We start from the raw sequence: 14,660 nt of genomic DNA on the forward strand, positions 1-14,660 counted from the left end.
AACCCTCTCACTTCGCCGCGGGGTGGAGCAGCCTGGTAGCTCGTCGGGCTCATAACCCGAAGGTCGCAGGTTCAAATCCTGCCCCCGCAACTCAGTAAGCTGAGGCCCGATTTTGAATGCAGGATCGGGCCTCAGTTGTTGATAGACAGACAAGACAGATGGTGCCGCGGGGTGGAGCAGCCTGGTAGCTCGTCGGGCTCATAACCCGAAGGTCGCAGGTTCAAATCCTGCCCCCGCAACTCTTGAAACAAGACCCCGTCCTCCGAACCTGGAGGACGGGGTTTTGTTTTTGGTTCACAGGTTTGCATCGCGGTTGTGTTTTCAGGCGCACGCGTGGGGTTGGGGGCGGATGCGTTGAGGGAATGCGTGGGGTCTGCTGCGCGGCTCCATGTTCCTGTTTGCCTCCGCCGCGCCGCAGTTCTTTCCGGAAGTGGTCGCGATCATCGTCGCGGGCGCGGTGATGGCTTACGTCGGCCACCGCTTTCGTCTGGTGCCCATTGTCGGGTTCCTGCTCGCGGGCGTCGTCATCGGGCCTCACGGGCTGGGGTTGGTGCAGGACCTGGAGCTGGTGAGCGCCGCGGCGGAGGTGGGCGTCATCCTCCTGCTGTTCAGCATTGGCATCGAGTTCAGCCTGGAGAAGCTGGCGCGCCTCCAGAAGCTCATCTTCGGCGGGGGAGGACTCCAGGTGGGGCTGGCCACGGCGGCGACGTGGCTGCTGCTGGCGGCCTTTGGCGTGGACTGGCGGGCCGGAGTGTTCACCGGCTTCCTGGTGGCGCTGTCGTCCACCGCCATCGTGTTGAAGCTCCTGGGGGACCGGGGCGAGACGTCCACGCAGCCGGGGCAGGTGTCGCTCGGGCTGCTCATCTTCCAGGACCTCGCGGTGGTGGTGATGGTCCTCGTGGTGCCGATGCTGACAGGGCGAGGGGGCTCGGGCTGGGCGTTGGTGTGGGCCCTGACCAAGGCGCTGGCCATCATCGTCGCGGTGCTGGTGGCGGCGCGCCGGCTGATGCCGCCGCTGCTGGAGTCCGTGGCGCGCACCTGTTCGCCCGAGCTGTTCCTGCTCACGCTCATCGCCGTGTGCTTCGGCACGGCCTACCTCACCAGCCTCGCGGGGGTGAGCCTGTCCCTTGGGGCCTTCCTGGCGGGACTGGTGGTGAGCGAGAGCCGCTTCAGCGAGCACGCCTTCGGGGAGATCCTCCCGCTTCAGATTCTCTTCAGCGCGACCTTCTTCGTGTCGGTGGGGCTGCTGCTGGACGTGCACTTCCTGTTCACCCATCTGCCGGTGGTGGGCGCGTCCATCGTCGCCATCCTGGTGCTCAAGGTGCTGACCACGGGCGCGAGCGTGCTGGCGCTCGGTTTCCGTCCGCCGGTGGCCGTGGCGAGCGCCCTGGCCCTGGCCCAGATCGGCGAGTTCTCCTTCGTCCTGGAGCGCTCGGGTCGCACGCAGGGCCTCTTCTTCGCGGGCGTGCCCGAGGGCTCGCAGGCCTTCATCGCCGCCACGGTGATGTTGATGGTGCTCACGCCGCTGGTGTCGTGGTTGGGGGGCTGGCTCGCTGGGCGGATGGTGGTGCGCCACCAGGAGCACGCGGCCGAGGTGGCGGCCCATGAAGAGGGCGCGCTCGACGAGGCCGCGAGCGAGCGCTTCGGCGCGCTGGAGAACCACGTCATCGTCGCGGGCTATGGGGATGGCGCGCGGCGGCTCGTGCGCGTGCTGCGCGGTTCGGGCATCCCCTTCGTCATCACCACGTTGAGTCCCTCGGGCGCGGCGGAGGCCGAGGCGGAGGACATGCCCGTGCTGCGCGGCGACTACGCCCGGCAGCGCACGTTGCTGCTCGTGGGCGCGCAGAAGGCCAAGGTGCTCGTCGTCGCGGATGACGAGGTCTCCATGGCCCGCCGCGCGGTGGCGGTGGCTCGGACGGTGAATCCGACCATGCGAGTGGTGCTGCGCGCGCGCTCCGTCGCGGACGTGGTGCCGCTGACCGATGCGGGGGCGGACATCGTCATCACCGAGGAGATGGAGAGCGTCGTGAGCCTCCTGGTCGCGGTGCTCCGCGACTACCGCTTGCCGGCCGAGGAGATTGATGCCCACGAGGCCGCCGTGCGCCGCGCGGGCTATGCGGCGCTGCGCGAACCCTCGGGAGAGACGAGGCCCGTGGTGGTGTGTTCGCTGGGCGAGGACTGTCTGGACTCTCGCGAGGTCACGGTGCGCGCGGGGGCACCCGTGGCGGGGCGCACCGTGGCGGAGCTGGAGCTCGAGCGGACCCATGCCCTGCGCGTGGTGGAAGTGCGGCGCGAGGGCATGAGGCTCCGAGGCGCCGCGGAGCCCCTGCGCTTGGAAGTCGGTGACGACGTGACGCTCGTCGGTGACGCGGAGGCGTTCGCTCGGGGCGCGTCGTTGTTCCGAGCCCCGATATCGGGAGACGCGTCCTTCGAGCCGCCCGCCGCCGAGGCTTCGCGACCTCCTCAAGTCGCGGACTGGATCGACACCGAGGCCACCCTCGTGTTCGAGCCCCATCCCGGAGCGCCGCCGTGTTCCCACCTGGCGCAGATCCATCCAGTGCGTCCGGGCACGCGCGGCTGCGAAGAGTGTCTGCGGCTGCATGACCGCTGGGTGCACTTGCGGCTGTGCCTGACGTGCGGGCACGTGGGGTGTTGTGACGACTCGAAGAACCGGCACGCCACGAAGCACCACCAGGACACCTTGCATCCCCTCATCCGCTCCGTGGAGCCCGGAGAGGACTGGGGCTGGTGCTACGTCGACAAGGTGACCCTCTGAAGCGTGGCGCTACAGCGGCTGGAGGTGCTCCGCGAGGCGGCCGGTTGCGAGCAACTCGCGCAGTTCGTCACCCATCCTGCGGCCCTCGCCGAGCACCTGGTTCCAGGCCTGGGTGCGCTCTGCATCGGAGCGCTTCACGAAGTCATCGCGGTCAGGGATGCGGCGGCCCGGGAGCCGCTCCAGGTGCGCGGGCGAGGGCGCGATGATCAAGGCACGCCGGAAGTTCAACGGACCCGCGCGCCGCCAGGGCAGGGACTTGTCGAACCAACCCGGCACCACGTGCGGAAAGAAGTGGGGATACAGCACCAGCCCTGTGCCCTCGCCGTAGTCGACATCGAGGTGGTAGTCGATGACGCCGCCGTCCCGGTACATCCCCGGAGGCCCACCCGGAATGTCCCGAACGCCGCTGAGCACCATGGGGATGGAGCCCGACGCGAGCAGCGCGGGGCGCAAGTTCTCGCGCGTGAGCGGACGGTGCGCGGTGGGCAGGTCCTTCAGCGCCGCGAAGGGGGAGGTGTCTCCGGCCGAGTGGAACAGAACGCGCTCCAAGTGCAGGCCGAGCGTGCGGCGGCTGAGCAGATTGCCCAGCGCTCCCACACCGAAGCCGAGCGCCTGGAGCGTGGGGTTCTCCAGGGCCATCCACCCCTGGCAGCGCGCGGTCACCACGTGGAGGCGCGCCCAAGGGTGGGTGAGGATGTCCTCCACGCCCGTGTCTCCCAGGAGCTTCTCGAGGATGGCCGCGCTCGTCTCGCTCACCAGGGAGGGTGGCGGCCTGGCCGGATAGCGCTGGGCGACGTAGGCCGACTCGAAGCGCTCCAGCGCGGCGACGGGGTCCCGATTCGCCAGACACGCCAGCCGCCAGCTCCCAATCGAGCTGCCAAGAAGGTGAAGGGGGCGCGAGCGCGGCGCGCGGAAGAACTCACCGAAGAGGACGCGGTCGAGGCCGGCGAGCGCCAGCCACTTCGGTCCGCCCGATGCTCCCGGAACGATGTCCACGTCATCGGCGCGCAGGCCGCGCTCGCGAATCAGGCGCAGCGCGTCGGGGCCGGCCAAGAGGGTCAGGCTCGTGCTCATCGCGGCGCGGCACGCTAGCAGGCAGCGAGAGGCAGAGCCTGGCTGACGGGCCGCGCCTTGCGATGGCCGACCCGCGCTGCTGTAGTCCCTTGCATCCCATGAAGAAGCCCAGCTCGTTGGATGTCGAGGCCTCCACACTCAGCCGTCGAACCTTCCTGGGCGGGGCGGTGGCCGCGAGCGCCCTCGTCGCGGGTGAGGTCGACGCGAAGGAGCCGACCTTCCGGCGGGCCGCTGCCTCGGAGAGCGGGACGCTTCGAACGCGCCGGCCGTTCGAGCTGGAGGAGGCCACGCTGATGGACCTCCAGCGGGCCATGCAGACAGGCAAGCAGACCGCGCAGTCGTTGACCGAGCTGTACCTGGCGCGCATCAAGGAGCTGGACCGCTCTGGAGATCTGCCCCTCAACTCCGTCATCGAGCTGAACCCGGAGGCCCTGGCGCTGGCCACCGCGTTGGACTCCGAGCGCAAGCTTCAGGGCGCTCGGGGCCCGTTGCACGGCGTCCCCGTCCTGCTGAAGGACAACATCGGCACCGCGGACAAGATGCAGACCACGGCGGGCTCACTCGCGCTCGTGGGGGCGGTGCCCACGCGCGATGCCTTCCTCGTGGAGCGACTGCGCACGGCGGGCGCGGTCATCCTCGGGAAGACGAACCTGAGCGAGTGGGCCAACTTCCGCTCCACGCGCTCGACCAGTGGTTGGAGTGGACGGGGAGGGCAGTGTCGCAATCCGTATGCGTTGGATCGCACGCCCTCGGGGTCCAGCTCGGGCTCGGGGGTGGCCACCGCGGCGAACCTGTGCGCGGTGGCGGTGGGCACGGAGACGGATGGGTCCATCGTCTCGCCTGCCGCGGCGTGCTCCTTGGTGGGGCTCAAGCCGACGGTGGGATTGGTCAGCCGCTCGGGCATCATCCCGCTGTCGCATACCCAGGACACGGCGGGGCCGATGGCGCGCTCGGTGGCCGATGCCGCGGCGCTGCTCGGGGTGTTGGCGGGCGTGGATCCTCGCGACCCGGCCACGGCCGCGGCGCAGGGACACGTCGCGGCGGACTACACCCGCTTCCTCGATGCCGACGGTCTCAAGGGCGCGCGCATCGGCGTGCCGCGCGAGCGGCTCTTTGGCTATCACCCCGCGACGGATCGGCTGGTGGAGGAGGCGCTGTCGCTGATGGCCTCGCGCGGCGCGGTGCTGGTGGATCCCGTGGCCTTGCCCACGCTGGCGAAGCTGGACGAGCCCGAGCAGGTCGTCCTGTTGTACGAGTTCAAGGCGGACCTGGAGGCCTATCTGTCGGGCCTGGGCGCCGCGTCGTCCGTGCGTTCGTTGGCGGACCTCATCCGCTTCAACTCGGCGCATGCGGACCAGGAGCTGGCGTACTTCGGGCAGGAGCTGCTGCTCCAGGCGCAGGCGAAGGGGCCGCTGACCGACAGGGCCTATCGCAAGGCGCTGGAGATGTGCCGAAGCCTGTCGCGCGAGCGGGGCATCGACGAGGTCATGGCGAAGCACAAGCTGGACGCGCTCATCGCGCCGACGCAGGGCCCGCCGGGCCTCATTGATTGGGTGATGGGGGACCACTGGCTTGGCGGCAGCTCGACGCTGGCGGCGGTGGCGGGTTACCCGTCCATCACCGTGCCCGCGGGCTCCGTGCAGGGGCTGCCCGTAGGGGTGTCGTTCTTCGGTCGGGCGTGGAGCGAGCCGACCTTGTTGCGGCTGGCGTATGCCTTCGAGCAGGCCACGCATCATCGCCGCCCGCCGGCGTTCGCGCCGACGGCGGAGCTGCGGCCCCCGGGCGGAGCCTGAGGCCCCTCCGCCCGAAGTGTTCCGAGCGGGCCCGATACTCAGGCCCGCTCGGAGGGTGACTCAGCGGTAGTAGGGCGAGATGGCCGCGTTGATGCGGGCCAGCAGGTCCTCGGTGCGCAGCAGCTCGTCACCGGTCAGCGTGGGCAGCCGGGCCACCAGGGTGTCCTTCGCGGTGCGGAGGGCCGAGTAGGCGGCCAGCGACTGGTGGGTCTTCAGGATGTCCACCGCCGTGCGGCGCGAGGCCGGGCTGCGGATGCCGTCCACGTTGAGCACGATGCCGCTCAAATCCCCGATGACCCTGGCGGTCAGCGGCTGCGTGTTGGCCGGGTTGTTGACGAAGCTGCCGCGCGCGCCAGCCGGATCCAGGTACAGGCGGGACAGGATGCGCGTGGCGAGGAAGTCGGCGCGCGCGCCATAGCCCGGGATGTCGTCCGGAACGGCCAGCGGCGGGCGGACCTGGGCCATGGCGATGTCGTAGGCATAGGCCTGCGTGCCCGCGTCACCGGCGCGGATGAAGCCGAACTCGCGGTTGCCGTAGTAGTCGAAGGCGTCGGCCAGGTCGGCGTACGACGCGCTGCCGGTGAGGATGAGGTCGAGCACGAGCTGGTGATACGGGCCGACCCAGTACGTGAGCGGGTCGTCGTAGCGATCGTACGGGAGGCAGTACGGATCCAGCTCGGTGTCCTCGTCGGTGCAGAACGGGTAGGTGGGCAGGTCCGAGGACAGGCCGTACAGCAGGCGGATGGCCTGCACGTCATACGGGCCCGGCGTGCTCACGTAGACCGCGTCCGGATCGTACACGTACTCCATCACCGAGCTGGAGCGCGGCGTGCTCGGCGAGCCGTCGAACGCGAGCGAGCCCGCGAAGTTGTGGCGCAGGCCGAGCGTGTGTCCGACCTCGTGGAGCACCACGTGCGTCACGTAGTTCTCGACGATCTGCTTTTTGGTCAGCGCGGCCGCGGCGGCGGAGGTCGTCCCGGCCTTCTCGACGGGAGTGCGGCCGCGGGTGTCCGGGCGGAACTGCGGAGCCGCCAGCTCGCAGAGCGAGTCGGACTTCATGCCCGCCCAGGTCAGCCGCGTGGGGCGCTGCGCCTTGGCGGTGCTCTTGGCCGTGGCGCTCGCGCCGCCGCCGAGTCGGGAGTCCGCGTACTCGAGCCACAGCGTGTTGAAGTACACGCTGGCGCCGCGGATCTCGCCCGTGTTGGGGTTGGTGCGCCAGTTGGCGAAGGCGAAGCCCACCGAGTCATCCGGGTCGAAGATGAGGACGTTCTTGTCGTCGTCCGCGAACCCCAGCGAGCTGTCGCCCACCACGGCCTCGAAGACCTTGTAGCCGAACACGGCGTTCCAGTTCTCGATGCCGCGCTTCACCGCGCCCACCACGTCATAGTTGGCGTAGCGCGGGTCGGCCTGGACGGCCTTGATGTTGTCGGTGATGTACCACTTGATGGGCTTCATGCCCGGGTGCACGTTCCACTTGGCCGCCGTCTGGGTGATTGCCCCCGTGTTGGGGATGATGCGCGGCTCGCTGCGGAAGAAGTACTCCTGGGGCGGCAGCTCGGTGGGCGTGTAGCCCGCGCCCTCGGTGTACTTGCGCAGACCGATCCCCAGCGTGCCGGACGTGCGGAACTGGTTCTTCTCCAAGAGATCGCCCGAGCCCGGGTCCGGCGTGTCCGAGTAGCCCGTGAAGACCTGCTCGAAGGTGACGCCGTCCGTGATCTTGCGGAAGCGCTGCGCGAAGCTCAGCTCCACCTGGAAGCGCTGCGCGTACTCGCCGAACTGATCGCCCACCACGCCGAAGTGGTTGAGGCCCGCGGTGGGATCGAACAGCACGTACTGATCCGAGCCGCGCGTGCGGTTGAACGCGTCGTAGTTCGTGATGACCGGGTAGGCCTCGACGAGCACCTGCGGATCGAACACGTCGCTGTTCGCCTTGCGATCATCCACGTCGAAGACGAAGAGCTTCCCGTTCTGCACCTTGAAGCTCACCACCCGGGTGCCCAGCGAGGACGCCGCGGAGTAGCTCACGCCACCGGGGAAGTTCTGCTTGAGGAACGCGGACAGGAACCACTTCTGCGCCAGCTCGCTCTTGCGGATGGCGATGTAGAAGCTCTGCCCCGAGTCTTCCACCGCGCCGTCCAGCTTCTGCTGCACCTGCTGTGCCTGCTCCGTGCTCACCGTGCGCGGAATGGCGACGAACGCCTCTTCCAGCGCGACGTTCAGCTCCGCGGCGGGAGTCTCGGGAGTGGTTGCCGCCGGGGCCTGATCGGGCCCACTGCAACCCGCCACGAGGCTCGCGGCCAGGGTCATGGCGCCCAACGAACGCCGTAGCGGGAAATGCCACCTCGTCATGTCTGCCTCCAGAGTCACACGTGGGTGTGCGGCGGACGTCCCGCGCGGACGCCCTGCGCACCAGAAGTATCCGGGAAACAGGCAACTCAGTTGCGTATGCAATGATTGAGGGCTTTTCCGGTCACAAGTCGCCACCGCGCCGCAATGATTCTCGGCGCGGGCGAGAACTCGCTTGCATTTGTGTGTGGATGTTTCCGCCGACGCGGGTCGAAGGTGAGGCACTGGAAGGTGCCCTCGGCGCGCGGGGGGAGCGGCTGTTGATTTCGGGCGCGATGCCTGGGGCGGGCTGTCCCGGGCTCAACGCTCCCGTTGCTTCCGCACTTCTGTTCTCGCGCGTGCGTCGCCAGAGGTTGCTCTCCCAGAAGCAGGGCTCGGGGTGGCCCCGGTGCCCGTCTGGTTGGTCGCGGAGGCATGGCGTTGGAACATCGATACTGGAAGGTGTTGGGGATGGCGTGGTTGGGTCTGTCGCTCGCGGCTTGTGGGGATGAAGCCCCGAGCGCGAAGTCCGAGGCCTCGGGGGAGGACATCCGCTCGGCCTTGGGTGCGCTCGGGAGCGCCCAGGTGCTCGGGACGCAGGTGGAGGGCGTCATCCCCGACACGGTTCGCGGGGAGCTGGCGCACGTGGAGCGAGGCCGCCAGGGCCTGTCCGCGGAGCAGTCCCTGGCGCCCGCGCTCGCCGCGGTGGCGCCGGTGTTCCGGCTGAGCCCGAAGGACCTGGTGTTCCGCAAGGCGAGCACCGACGCCCAGGGCAACGAGCACCTGCGCTACCAGCAGACGAAGAACGGGCTGGAGGTGGTGGGCGGCAATCTCCTCGTGCACGTCCGCCGGGATGGCACGGTGTACATGGCGAACGGCTCGGCGCGAGACGGTGTGAATGTGTCCGCGCGTCCGAGCGTGGCGGCCTCCAGCGCGAGCGCGGCGGCGTTGCGCGCCACGCACGGCACGGGCCTCTCGCTGAAAGGCGCGCCTCGGCTCGTGTACCTGCGCACCGAGGACGGGCCGCTGCGCCTGGCGTGGGAGACGCGCGTGGCGGGGCAGGGCGAGGGCATGCCCCTCCGGGATCGTGTCTATGTCAGCGCGACGGATGGCTCCGTGCTGCTGCGCGTGCCGGAGATCCACTCCGCGCTCAACCGCGAGGTCTATGACGGGCACGGGCTGATGTTGCCGGGGAAGCTGCTGCGGGCCGAGACCGACTCGCCCACCGGCGACACCACGGCCGACACCAACTTCGACATGCTCGGGTACACGTACCGGTGCTACCAGGAGAACTTCGGCCGCGACTCGTATGACAACGCGGGCCACACGTATGTCAGCTCGGTTCACTACGGCTACAACTTCGTGAACGCCTTCTGGGACGGCGAGCAGATGGTGTACGGCGACGGAGATGGCGTGAACGCGGGGCCGCTGGGCCGGGATGGCGACGTCACGGTCCACGAGCTGACCCACGCCGTCACGCAGAACGAGTCGAACCTCCTCTACTTCGGACAGTCCGGTGGCCTGAACGAGGCGATGTCCGACACGTTCAGCGCGGTGTGCGAGAGCTGGAAGTCGGGCACGTGGAGCACGGATCCGGACGTCTGGAAGATTGGCGAGGACATCTGGACGCCCGCGGTGCCGGGCGATGCGCTGCGCTACATGGATGACCCGTTCGCGGATGGGGACTCGCTGGACTACGCGCCGGACTTCACCTCGGGGACGGACCCGCACTACTCGTCGGGCATTCCCAACCTCGCGTTCGCGCTGCTCTCCAAGGGCGGCACGCATCCGCGCGGGCGCTCCACCCTCCAGGTGCCGGGCATCGGCGTCGAGAAGGCGGCGCACATCTGGTACTACGCCAACACGGTCTTCTACTCGGAGCTGACCACCTTCGAGCAGGCGCGGGCGTGGACCATGCTGGCCGCCGCGGACCTTGGGTACGATCAGGCGACCCAGGACGCGGTGAAGGCCGCGTGGGACGCGGTGGGCGTGGGCGTGGTGCCGCCGCCGCCGCAGTCCATCGCGCTGGTGAATGGTGAGGGCGTCAAGGCCTCGGACTCCGACATCGGCCACGGCACGCTGTACAGCCTGGACGTGCCGGCCAACACGCCGGTGACGTTCGCCATCAGCGGCGGTAAGGGAGACGCGGACCTGTATGTTCGGTTTGGGTCCGCGCCCACGTCGGATGCGTATGACTGCCGCCCGTACCTCAATGGCAGCAGCGAGGTGTGCTTCATGGCGCCGAGGAGCACCGCCGGGACGTTCTACGTGATGCTGCGGGGCTACCCGACGTACTCCAACGTGACGCTCAAGGGGCAGTTCTAGCCGGACGGCGCGCGAGCGCAGGGGCCGCCGTGGGGACGCGCCGTCGTGTCCCCGCGCGCCCCGTGCTCGCCGCTATTCCTCGGGCGGGATGTCCGGGGCGAGTGGATGCAGCGTGACCACCTCGTGCGGATCGTCGGACGCGCTGCGCACCTCGTCCAACTCCTCGGGTGTCTGCGGCGCCCGCTCGGAGAAGTTGTCACCCTCCAGGTGGCGCTGACGCTGCTCGCTCGTCTCTCCGTAGCCCTCGTGCAGTCTTTTCCTGGCCATGCTCGTGCTCTCCGCGCGTCGTCCCACCGCACAAGGGTTGGGGGCCGCGAGGGTTCGGGCAACTCGCGCGCGCGGGTCGTTCCGAGGGCGAGGAGGCACGCCGCGCCTCACTCCTCCCGCTGGAGCTCGGCGCGCGCGTCGGCGGGTCGCTCTCGCTGGGCATCCAGGTAGGCGGCGAAGCCCGCCTTGGACTGGATGCGCAGCGCGGGCAGGCGAGCGAGGGCCTCGGGTGGGAAGGTGTACTGCTCGCAGACGAGGCTCGCTCGCTGCTCGCCGGGAGTGCCGCCCGTGAAGGGGCGCACCTCGTGTTGGAGGTCGCCTCGGAAGTGCACGAGCATCCCGGGCCGGGGCTTCACCTCGCCCACGGTGCGGTCGTCGCGCAAGAGGTGCAGCGCGCCGCCCCGCGCCTTCTCCGGAACCTGGAGGTACAGGACGCTGACGTGCTCGGGCGTCGCGCCGGGAACGCCGCTGGGCTCCTGTAGCGTGGCGTCGATGTGGCGGCCCACCTCTGTCCCCGCGTCGAGCAGCAGCAGGTTCAGGTAGTACGCGTTGGGGCGCGGGCGACCCGGCCGCGCGCCCCACCAGCGCTCTCGCCAGGGCCAGAGCCCGCGGGCGCTCTGGGGATCGAGCACGCGCGACAGGTATGGGCCCAGGAAGGGGAAGCGCTGCTCGAGCGCGGCGCGGCCCTCGTGGGTGAAGATGAAGGCGAAGCCGCGGCTGGCGCGAAATGTCCCCATGAGCGGGCTGCGCGCCACGAAGCGCGAGCCGAGCAGGGCATCGCGCAGGGCGACCCGCTCCGCATCCGAGAAGGCATTGCGCCGAGTCACGAAGTCGCGCACGGGGCAAGGCTATTCCAGATGCCTCGGCCACGGGTCGACCGAGCCGCCGGAAAAGCGAACGCTCGCGTTTTTCTCTCCCGGTGCGGTCGTTTAGAGTTCGTTGCGACTCCTACCTCCTTCCCTGACCGAGCCGAATGAGCGCGTTGCTCGATGCCCTGTTGGCCTTCCCGACCGCCGTCTTCACCATCCTGCTCGGGGTGGTGTTGAGCTACTGGCTGTTCGTCATCATCGGGGCCGTGGGCATCGACGTGCTGGATGGGGACGTGCACCTGGACGTGGAGTCCGGGGCGAAGGCGGTGGGCGGCGCGCTCCAGGGCGGCGCCAAGGCGGTCGCGGGGCATGGGCACGGGGACGTTTCGCACTCGCATCTGGACGACGCGGAGGCGGCGGCGGGGCTCTTCGGACTGCTGGGCTTCAGTGGGATTCCGGTGACGGTGACGGTGAGCCTGGTGGTGTTCCTGTCCTGGGCGCTGTCGGTGGCGAGCGGGCAGGCGGTGCACGCGGCGCTGAGCGCCTTGCCCTCGGGGTTGGTGAGCGTGGGGTTGGGGCTGCTGTGCTTCATCGCGGGCACGCTGGTCGCGAGCGTGCTCGTGCGCCCGCTGCGGCCTGTCTTCGTGGCCAAGCGAGCCCCGGGCCGCGAGGAGCTGATGGGCCGCGTGTGCATCGTGTCCAGCGGCTCCGTGACGGAGCGCTTCGGCCACGGCACCTTCGAGGATGGGGGCGCGGGCCTCATCCTCAACATCGTCTGCGCCAAGGCCAACACGCTCAAGCGGGGCGAGCCGGCCCTCATCCTCGCCTACGACGCCGGCCGAGACGTCTACGAAGTGGAGCCCGTGGATTGGCTCCTGCCCGAGGAGGCGGCGCGCTTGGGGAATCCCAGCGAGGCCCAGGCCCTGGCGCGCGCACGGGCTCGCGCGCGATGAGTCGTTGAATCGTTTCGCATCGCGACCCGACTGGCGGGCCGATGTGACATCTCGCTCCGGAGCGCTTTCGCGGGGGACTCCGGGGCCTTGGTACAAGGCCCGCCCACTACTTCACAGGAAAGGCCATGGATCCCATCACGCTGGTCGCCATCATTGGTGGCGGAGTCATCATCCTCTTCGGCATCTTCGTCACGGTCGCCAAGTTCTACCGGCAGGTCGACCAGGGCAAGGTGCTCATCGTCAACACGCTGAAGAGCGAGCCCGTCGTCACGTTCACCGGCTCCGTGGTGCTGCCCATCGTGCACCGCGCCGAGGTGATGGACATCTCGCTGAAGACGGTGGAGATCGATCGGCGCGGCAAGGAAGGCCTCATCTGCAAGGACAACATCCGCGCGGACATCAAGGTCACCTTCTTCGTGCGCGTGAACAAGACGCGCGAGGACGTGCTCAAGGTGGCCCAGTCCATCGGGTGCGTGCGCGCCAGCGATCACCAGACGCTGGAGAACCTCTTCGAGGCCAAGTTCTCCGAGGCGCTCAAGACGGTGGGCAAGAGCTTCGACTTCGAGGAGCTCTACACCAAGCGTGAGGAGATCAAGGACCAGGTGGTGCGTGTCGTCGGTCGCGACCTCAACGGCTACATGCTGGAGGACTGCGCCATCGACTTCCTGGAGCAGACCCCGGTCGAGATGCTGGACAAGGACAACATCCTCGACGCGCAGGGCATCCGGAAGATCACCCAGCTCACCACCGAGCAGAACGTCTTCACCAACGAGCTGCGCCAGAGCGAGCGCCTGGCCGTCACCAAGCGCAACGTGGAGGCCGATGAGGCCATCTTCGCGCTGGAGCGCCAGCGCCAGGAGGCCGCGGCCAAGCAGAAGCGGGAGATCGAGAGCATCCAGGCCCGTGAGACGGCCGAGGCCGACCGCGTGAAGAGCGAGGAGCACGCCAAGGCGGAGCTGGCGCGCATCAAGGCCGAAGAGGAGATCCTCATCACCGAGCAGAACAAGTCCCGGCAGGTGGAGGTCGCGCAGAAGAACCGCGAGCGCGTGGTGGGCGTGGAGTCCGAGCGCGTGGAGAAGGACCGCGCCCTGGAGGCCATCAACCGCGAGCGTGAGACGGAGTTGCAGCGCATCGCCAAGGAGAAGGCGGTCGAGGGCGAGAAGAAGCTCATCGCGGATGTGGTGCGCGCCCGCGTCGCCGTCGACAAGACGGTGGCCGAGGAGGAGGAGCGCATCAAGGACCTGCGCGTGACGGCCGAGGCCCGCCGCAAGAAGGACGCGCTGGTCATCACCGCCGAGGGGCAGGCCCAGGAGAAGCTCGTCAAGGATCTCAAGGCGGCGGAGACGAGCGCGGACGTGGCGAAGTTCACCGCGCGCGAGAAGCTCACCCTGGCGGACGCGGACCTGGAGGCCGCGGACAAGACGGCCAAGGCGAAGATGCGGCTGGCCGAGGGCGTCCAGGCCGAGGCTGCCGCGGAGGGGCTCGCGAACGTGCGCGTCCGCGAGGCGGACGCGGTGGCCACCGAGAAGCAGGGCATGGCGCAGGTGCGCGTGAAGGAGGCCGAGGCCAGCGCCATCGAGAAGCAGGGCCAGGCCCAGGCCGTGGTCGTCCGGGAGCGCCTGCTCGCGGAGGCCGCCGGTGCCCAGGAGAAGGGCATGGTGAGCGCCCGCATCCAGGAGGCCGAGGCCAGCGCCATCCACAAGCGCGGTGAGGCCGAGGCGTTCGCCACGAAGGAGAAGCTGCTCGCGGAGGCCGCCGCCATCCAGGAGAAGCTCATGGCCGAGGCGCGCGGTCTGGCCGAGAAGGCCGCCGCGATGAAGGCCCTGGACGGGGTGGGGCGCGAGCACGAGGAGTTCCGGCTGCGGCTCCAGAAGGAGCGCGACGTGGAGCTGGAGTCCATCCGCGTGCGCAGGGACATCGCCCACGCGCAGGCGGAGGTGCTCTCCAAGGCGCTCGCCAACGCGAAGTTCCAGATCGTCGGCGGCGACGGCGAGTTCTTCGAGCGCTTCGTCAAGGCGGTCTCGTTCGGCACCTCGGTGGACGGCGCGCTGGACCACAGCGAGTCGCTCAAGAAGGCGCTGGGGGGCTACCTCACCGGTGAGAAGGATCTGCCGTCGGACCTCAAGGAGATCCTCTCCAAGCCCGGCCTCACGAATGACGTGCAGAACCTGGCCGTGGCCGCGCTGCTCAACCGCATGAACGTCAACCCCACCGCCTCCGCCGCGAGCAACCTCAAGGCGCTGGTGAACGCTGACGGCCAGTCCTCGAGCGACAAGCAGGGCTGAGCTGCACGCCAGGTGGTTGGGACAGGGGGCCCGCACGTGGGCCCCCTTTGTTG

The 14,660-nt window shown here is 69.2% G+C and carries 9 protein-coding genes and 2 tRNA genes; 7 read left to right on the forward strand and 4 right to left on the reverse strand.

The features are described 5' to 3' along the window. The first annotated feature begins 16 nt into the window (after positions 1–16). From KRR26_RS15845 to KRR26_RS15855, 3 genes are all read left to right on the forward strand, one after another. Positions 17–90 (forward strand) — tRNA-Met (locus tag KRR26_RS15845). A gap of 75 nt (positions 91–165) precedes the next feature. Further along, positions 166–239 (forward strand) — tRNA-Met (locus tag KRR26_RS15850). A gap of 149 nt (positions 240–388) precedes the next feature. Continuing rightward, positions 389–2,776 (forward strand): cation:proton antiporter domain-containing protein, encoded by a 2,388-nt coding sequence (locus KRR26_RS15855; RefSeq protein WP_217080223.1) that lies wholly within the window; start codon positions 389–391, stop codon positions 2,774–2,776. Positions 2,777–2,785: 9 nt separating this feature from the next. Here KRR26_RS15855 and KRR26_RS15860 read toward each other — a convergent pair whose 3' ends face one another. After that, the gene (locus tag KRR26_RS15860) at positions 2,786–3,850 is read right to left on the reverse strand and encodes a patatin-like phospholipase family protein (protein WP_217080224.1); all 1,065 of its coding nucleotides are present in this window, start codon (positions 3,848–3,850) and stop codon (positions 2,786–2,788) included. 98 nt (positions 3,851–3,948) lie between these two features. Between KRR26_RS15860 and KRR26_RS15865 the strand changes: the two genes are divergently transcribed. Further along, a complete protein-coding gene (locus tag KRR26_RS15865; protein WP_120208073.1) occupies positions 3,949–5,643 on the forward strand; it encodes an amidase in 1,695 nt (564 codons plus the stop codon). Between the two features lie 60 nt (positions 5,644–5,703). Here KRR26_RS15865 and KRR26_RS15870 read toward each other — a convergent pair whose 3' ends face one another. Then, positions 5,704–7,992, reverse strand: a complete 2,289-nt coding sequence (locus tag KRR26_RS15870) for a zinc-dependent metalloprotease (RefSeq protein ID WP_217080225.1) — start codon at positions 7,990–7,992, stop codon at positions 5,704–5,706. Positions 7,993–8,403: 411 nt separating this feature from the next. Between KRR26_RS15870 and KRR26_RS15875 the strand changes: the two genes are divergently transcribed. Continuing rightward, positions 8,404–10,293: a M4 family metallopeptidase gene (locus KRR26_RS15875; RefSeq protein WP_268905839.1), complete on the forward strand. Its 1,890-nt coding sequence runs from the start codon at positions 8,404–8,406 to the stop codon at positions 10,291–10,293. Positions 10,294–10,365: 72 nt separating this feature from the next. On the opposite strand, the gene KRR26_RS15880 is transcribed toward KRR26_RS15875, so the two are convergent. Further along, a complete protein-coding gene (locus KRR26_RS15880; protein WP_120208078.1) occupies positions 10,366–10,560 on the reverse strand; it encodes a hypothetical protein in 195 nt (64 codons plus the stop codon). A 107-nt stretch (positions 10,561–10,667) separates the two neighbouring features. Beyond that, positions 10,668–11,399: a 2OG-Fe(II) oxygenase gene (locus tag KRR26_RS15885; RefSeq protein WP_120208080.1), complete on the reverse strand. Its 732-nt coding sequence runs from the start codon at positions 11,397–11,399 to the stop codon at positions 10,668–10,670. 134 nt (positions 11,400–11,533) lie between these two features. Between KRR26_RS15885 and KRR26_RS15890 the strand changes: the two genes are divergently transcribed. Together KRR26_RS15890 and KRR26_RS15895 are read left to right on the forward strand one after the other, a co-directional pair. Next, the gene (locus tag KRR26_RS15890; RefSeq protein WP_120208082.1) at positions 11,534–12,322 is read left to right on the forward strand and encodes a hypothetical protein; all 789 of its coding nucleotides are present in this window, start codon (positions 11,534–11,536) and stop codon (positions 12,320–12,322) included. 125 nt (positions 12,323–12,447) lie between these two features. Beyond that, on the forward strand, positions 12,448–14,607 hold the full coding sequence (locus KRR26_RS15895) for an SPFH domain-containing protein (protein ID WP_120208084.1): 2,160 nt from the start codon (positions 12,448–12,450) through the stop codon (positions 14,605–14,607). The last annotated feature ends 53 nt before the right edge of the window (positions 14,608–14,660 follow it).

The organism is Citreicoccus inhibens, assembly GCF_019039035.1.
Lineage (GTDB): Bacteria > Myxococcota > Myxococcia > Myxococcales > Myxococcaceae > Citreicoccus > Citreicoccus inhibens.

Bases quoted from the DNA above. Each gene is read 5' to 3' on its own strand.
- KRR26_RS15855 (WP_217080223.1), top strand. From the start codon at position 389: ATGTTCCTGTTTGCCTCCGCCGCGCCGCAGTTCTTTCCGGAAGTGGTC.
- KRR26_RS15895 (WP_120208084.1), top strand. From the start codon at position 12,448: ATGGATCCCATCACGCTGGTCGCCATCATTGGTGGCGGAGTCATCATC.
- KRR26_RS15880 (WP_120208078.1), bottom strand. From the start codon at position 10,560: ATGGCCAGGAAAAGACTGCACGAGGGCTACGGAGAGACGAGCGAGCAG.
- KRR26_RS15865 (WP_120208073.1), top strand. From the start codon at position 3,949: ATGAAGAAGCCCAGCTCGTTGGATGTCGAGGCCTCCACACTCAGCCGT.
- KRR26_RS15870 (WP_217080225.1), bottom strand. From the start codon at position 7,992: ATGACGAGGTGGCATTTCCCGCTACGGCGTTCGTTGGGCGCCATGACC.
- KRR26_RS15875 (WP_268905839.1), top strand. From the start codon at position 8,404: ATGGCGTTGGAACATCGATACTGGAAGGTGTTGGGGATGGCGTGGTTG.
- KRR26_RS15890 (WP_120208082.1), top strand. From the start codon at position 11,534: ATGAGCGCGTTGCTCGATGCCCTGTTGGCCTTCCCGACCGCCGTCTTC.
- KRR26_RS15860 (WP_217080224.1), bottom strand. From the start codon at position 3,850: ATGAGCACGAGCCTGACCCTCTTGGCCGGCCCCGACGCGCTGCGCCTG.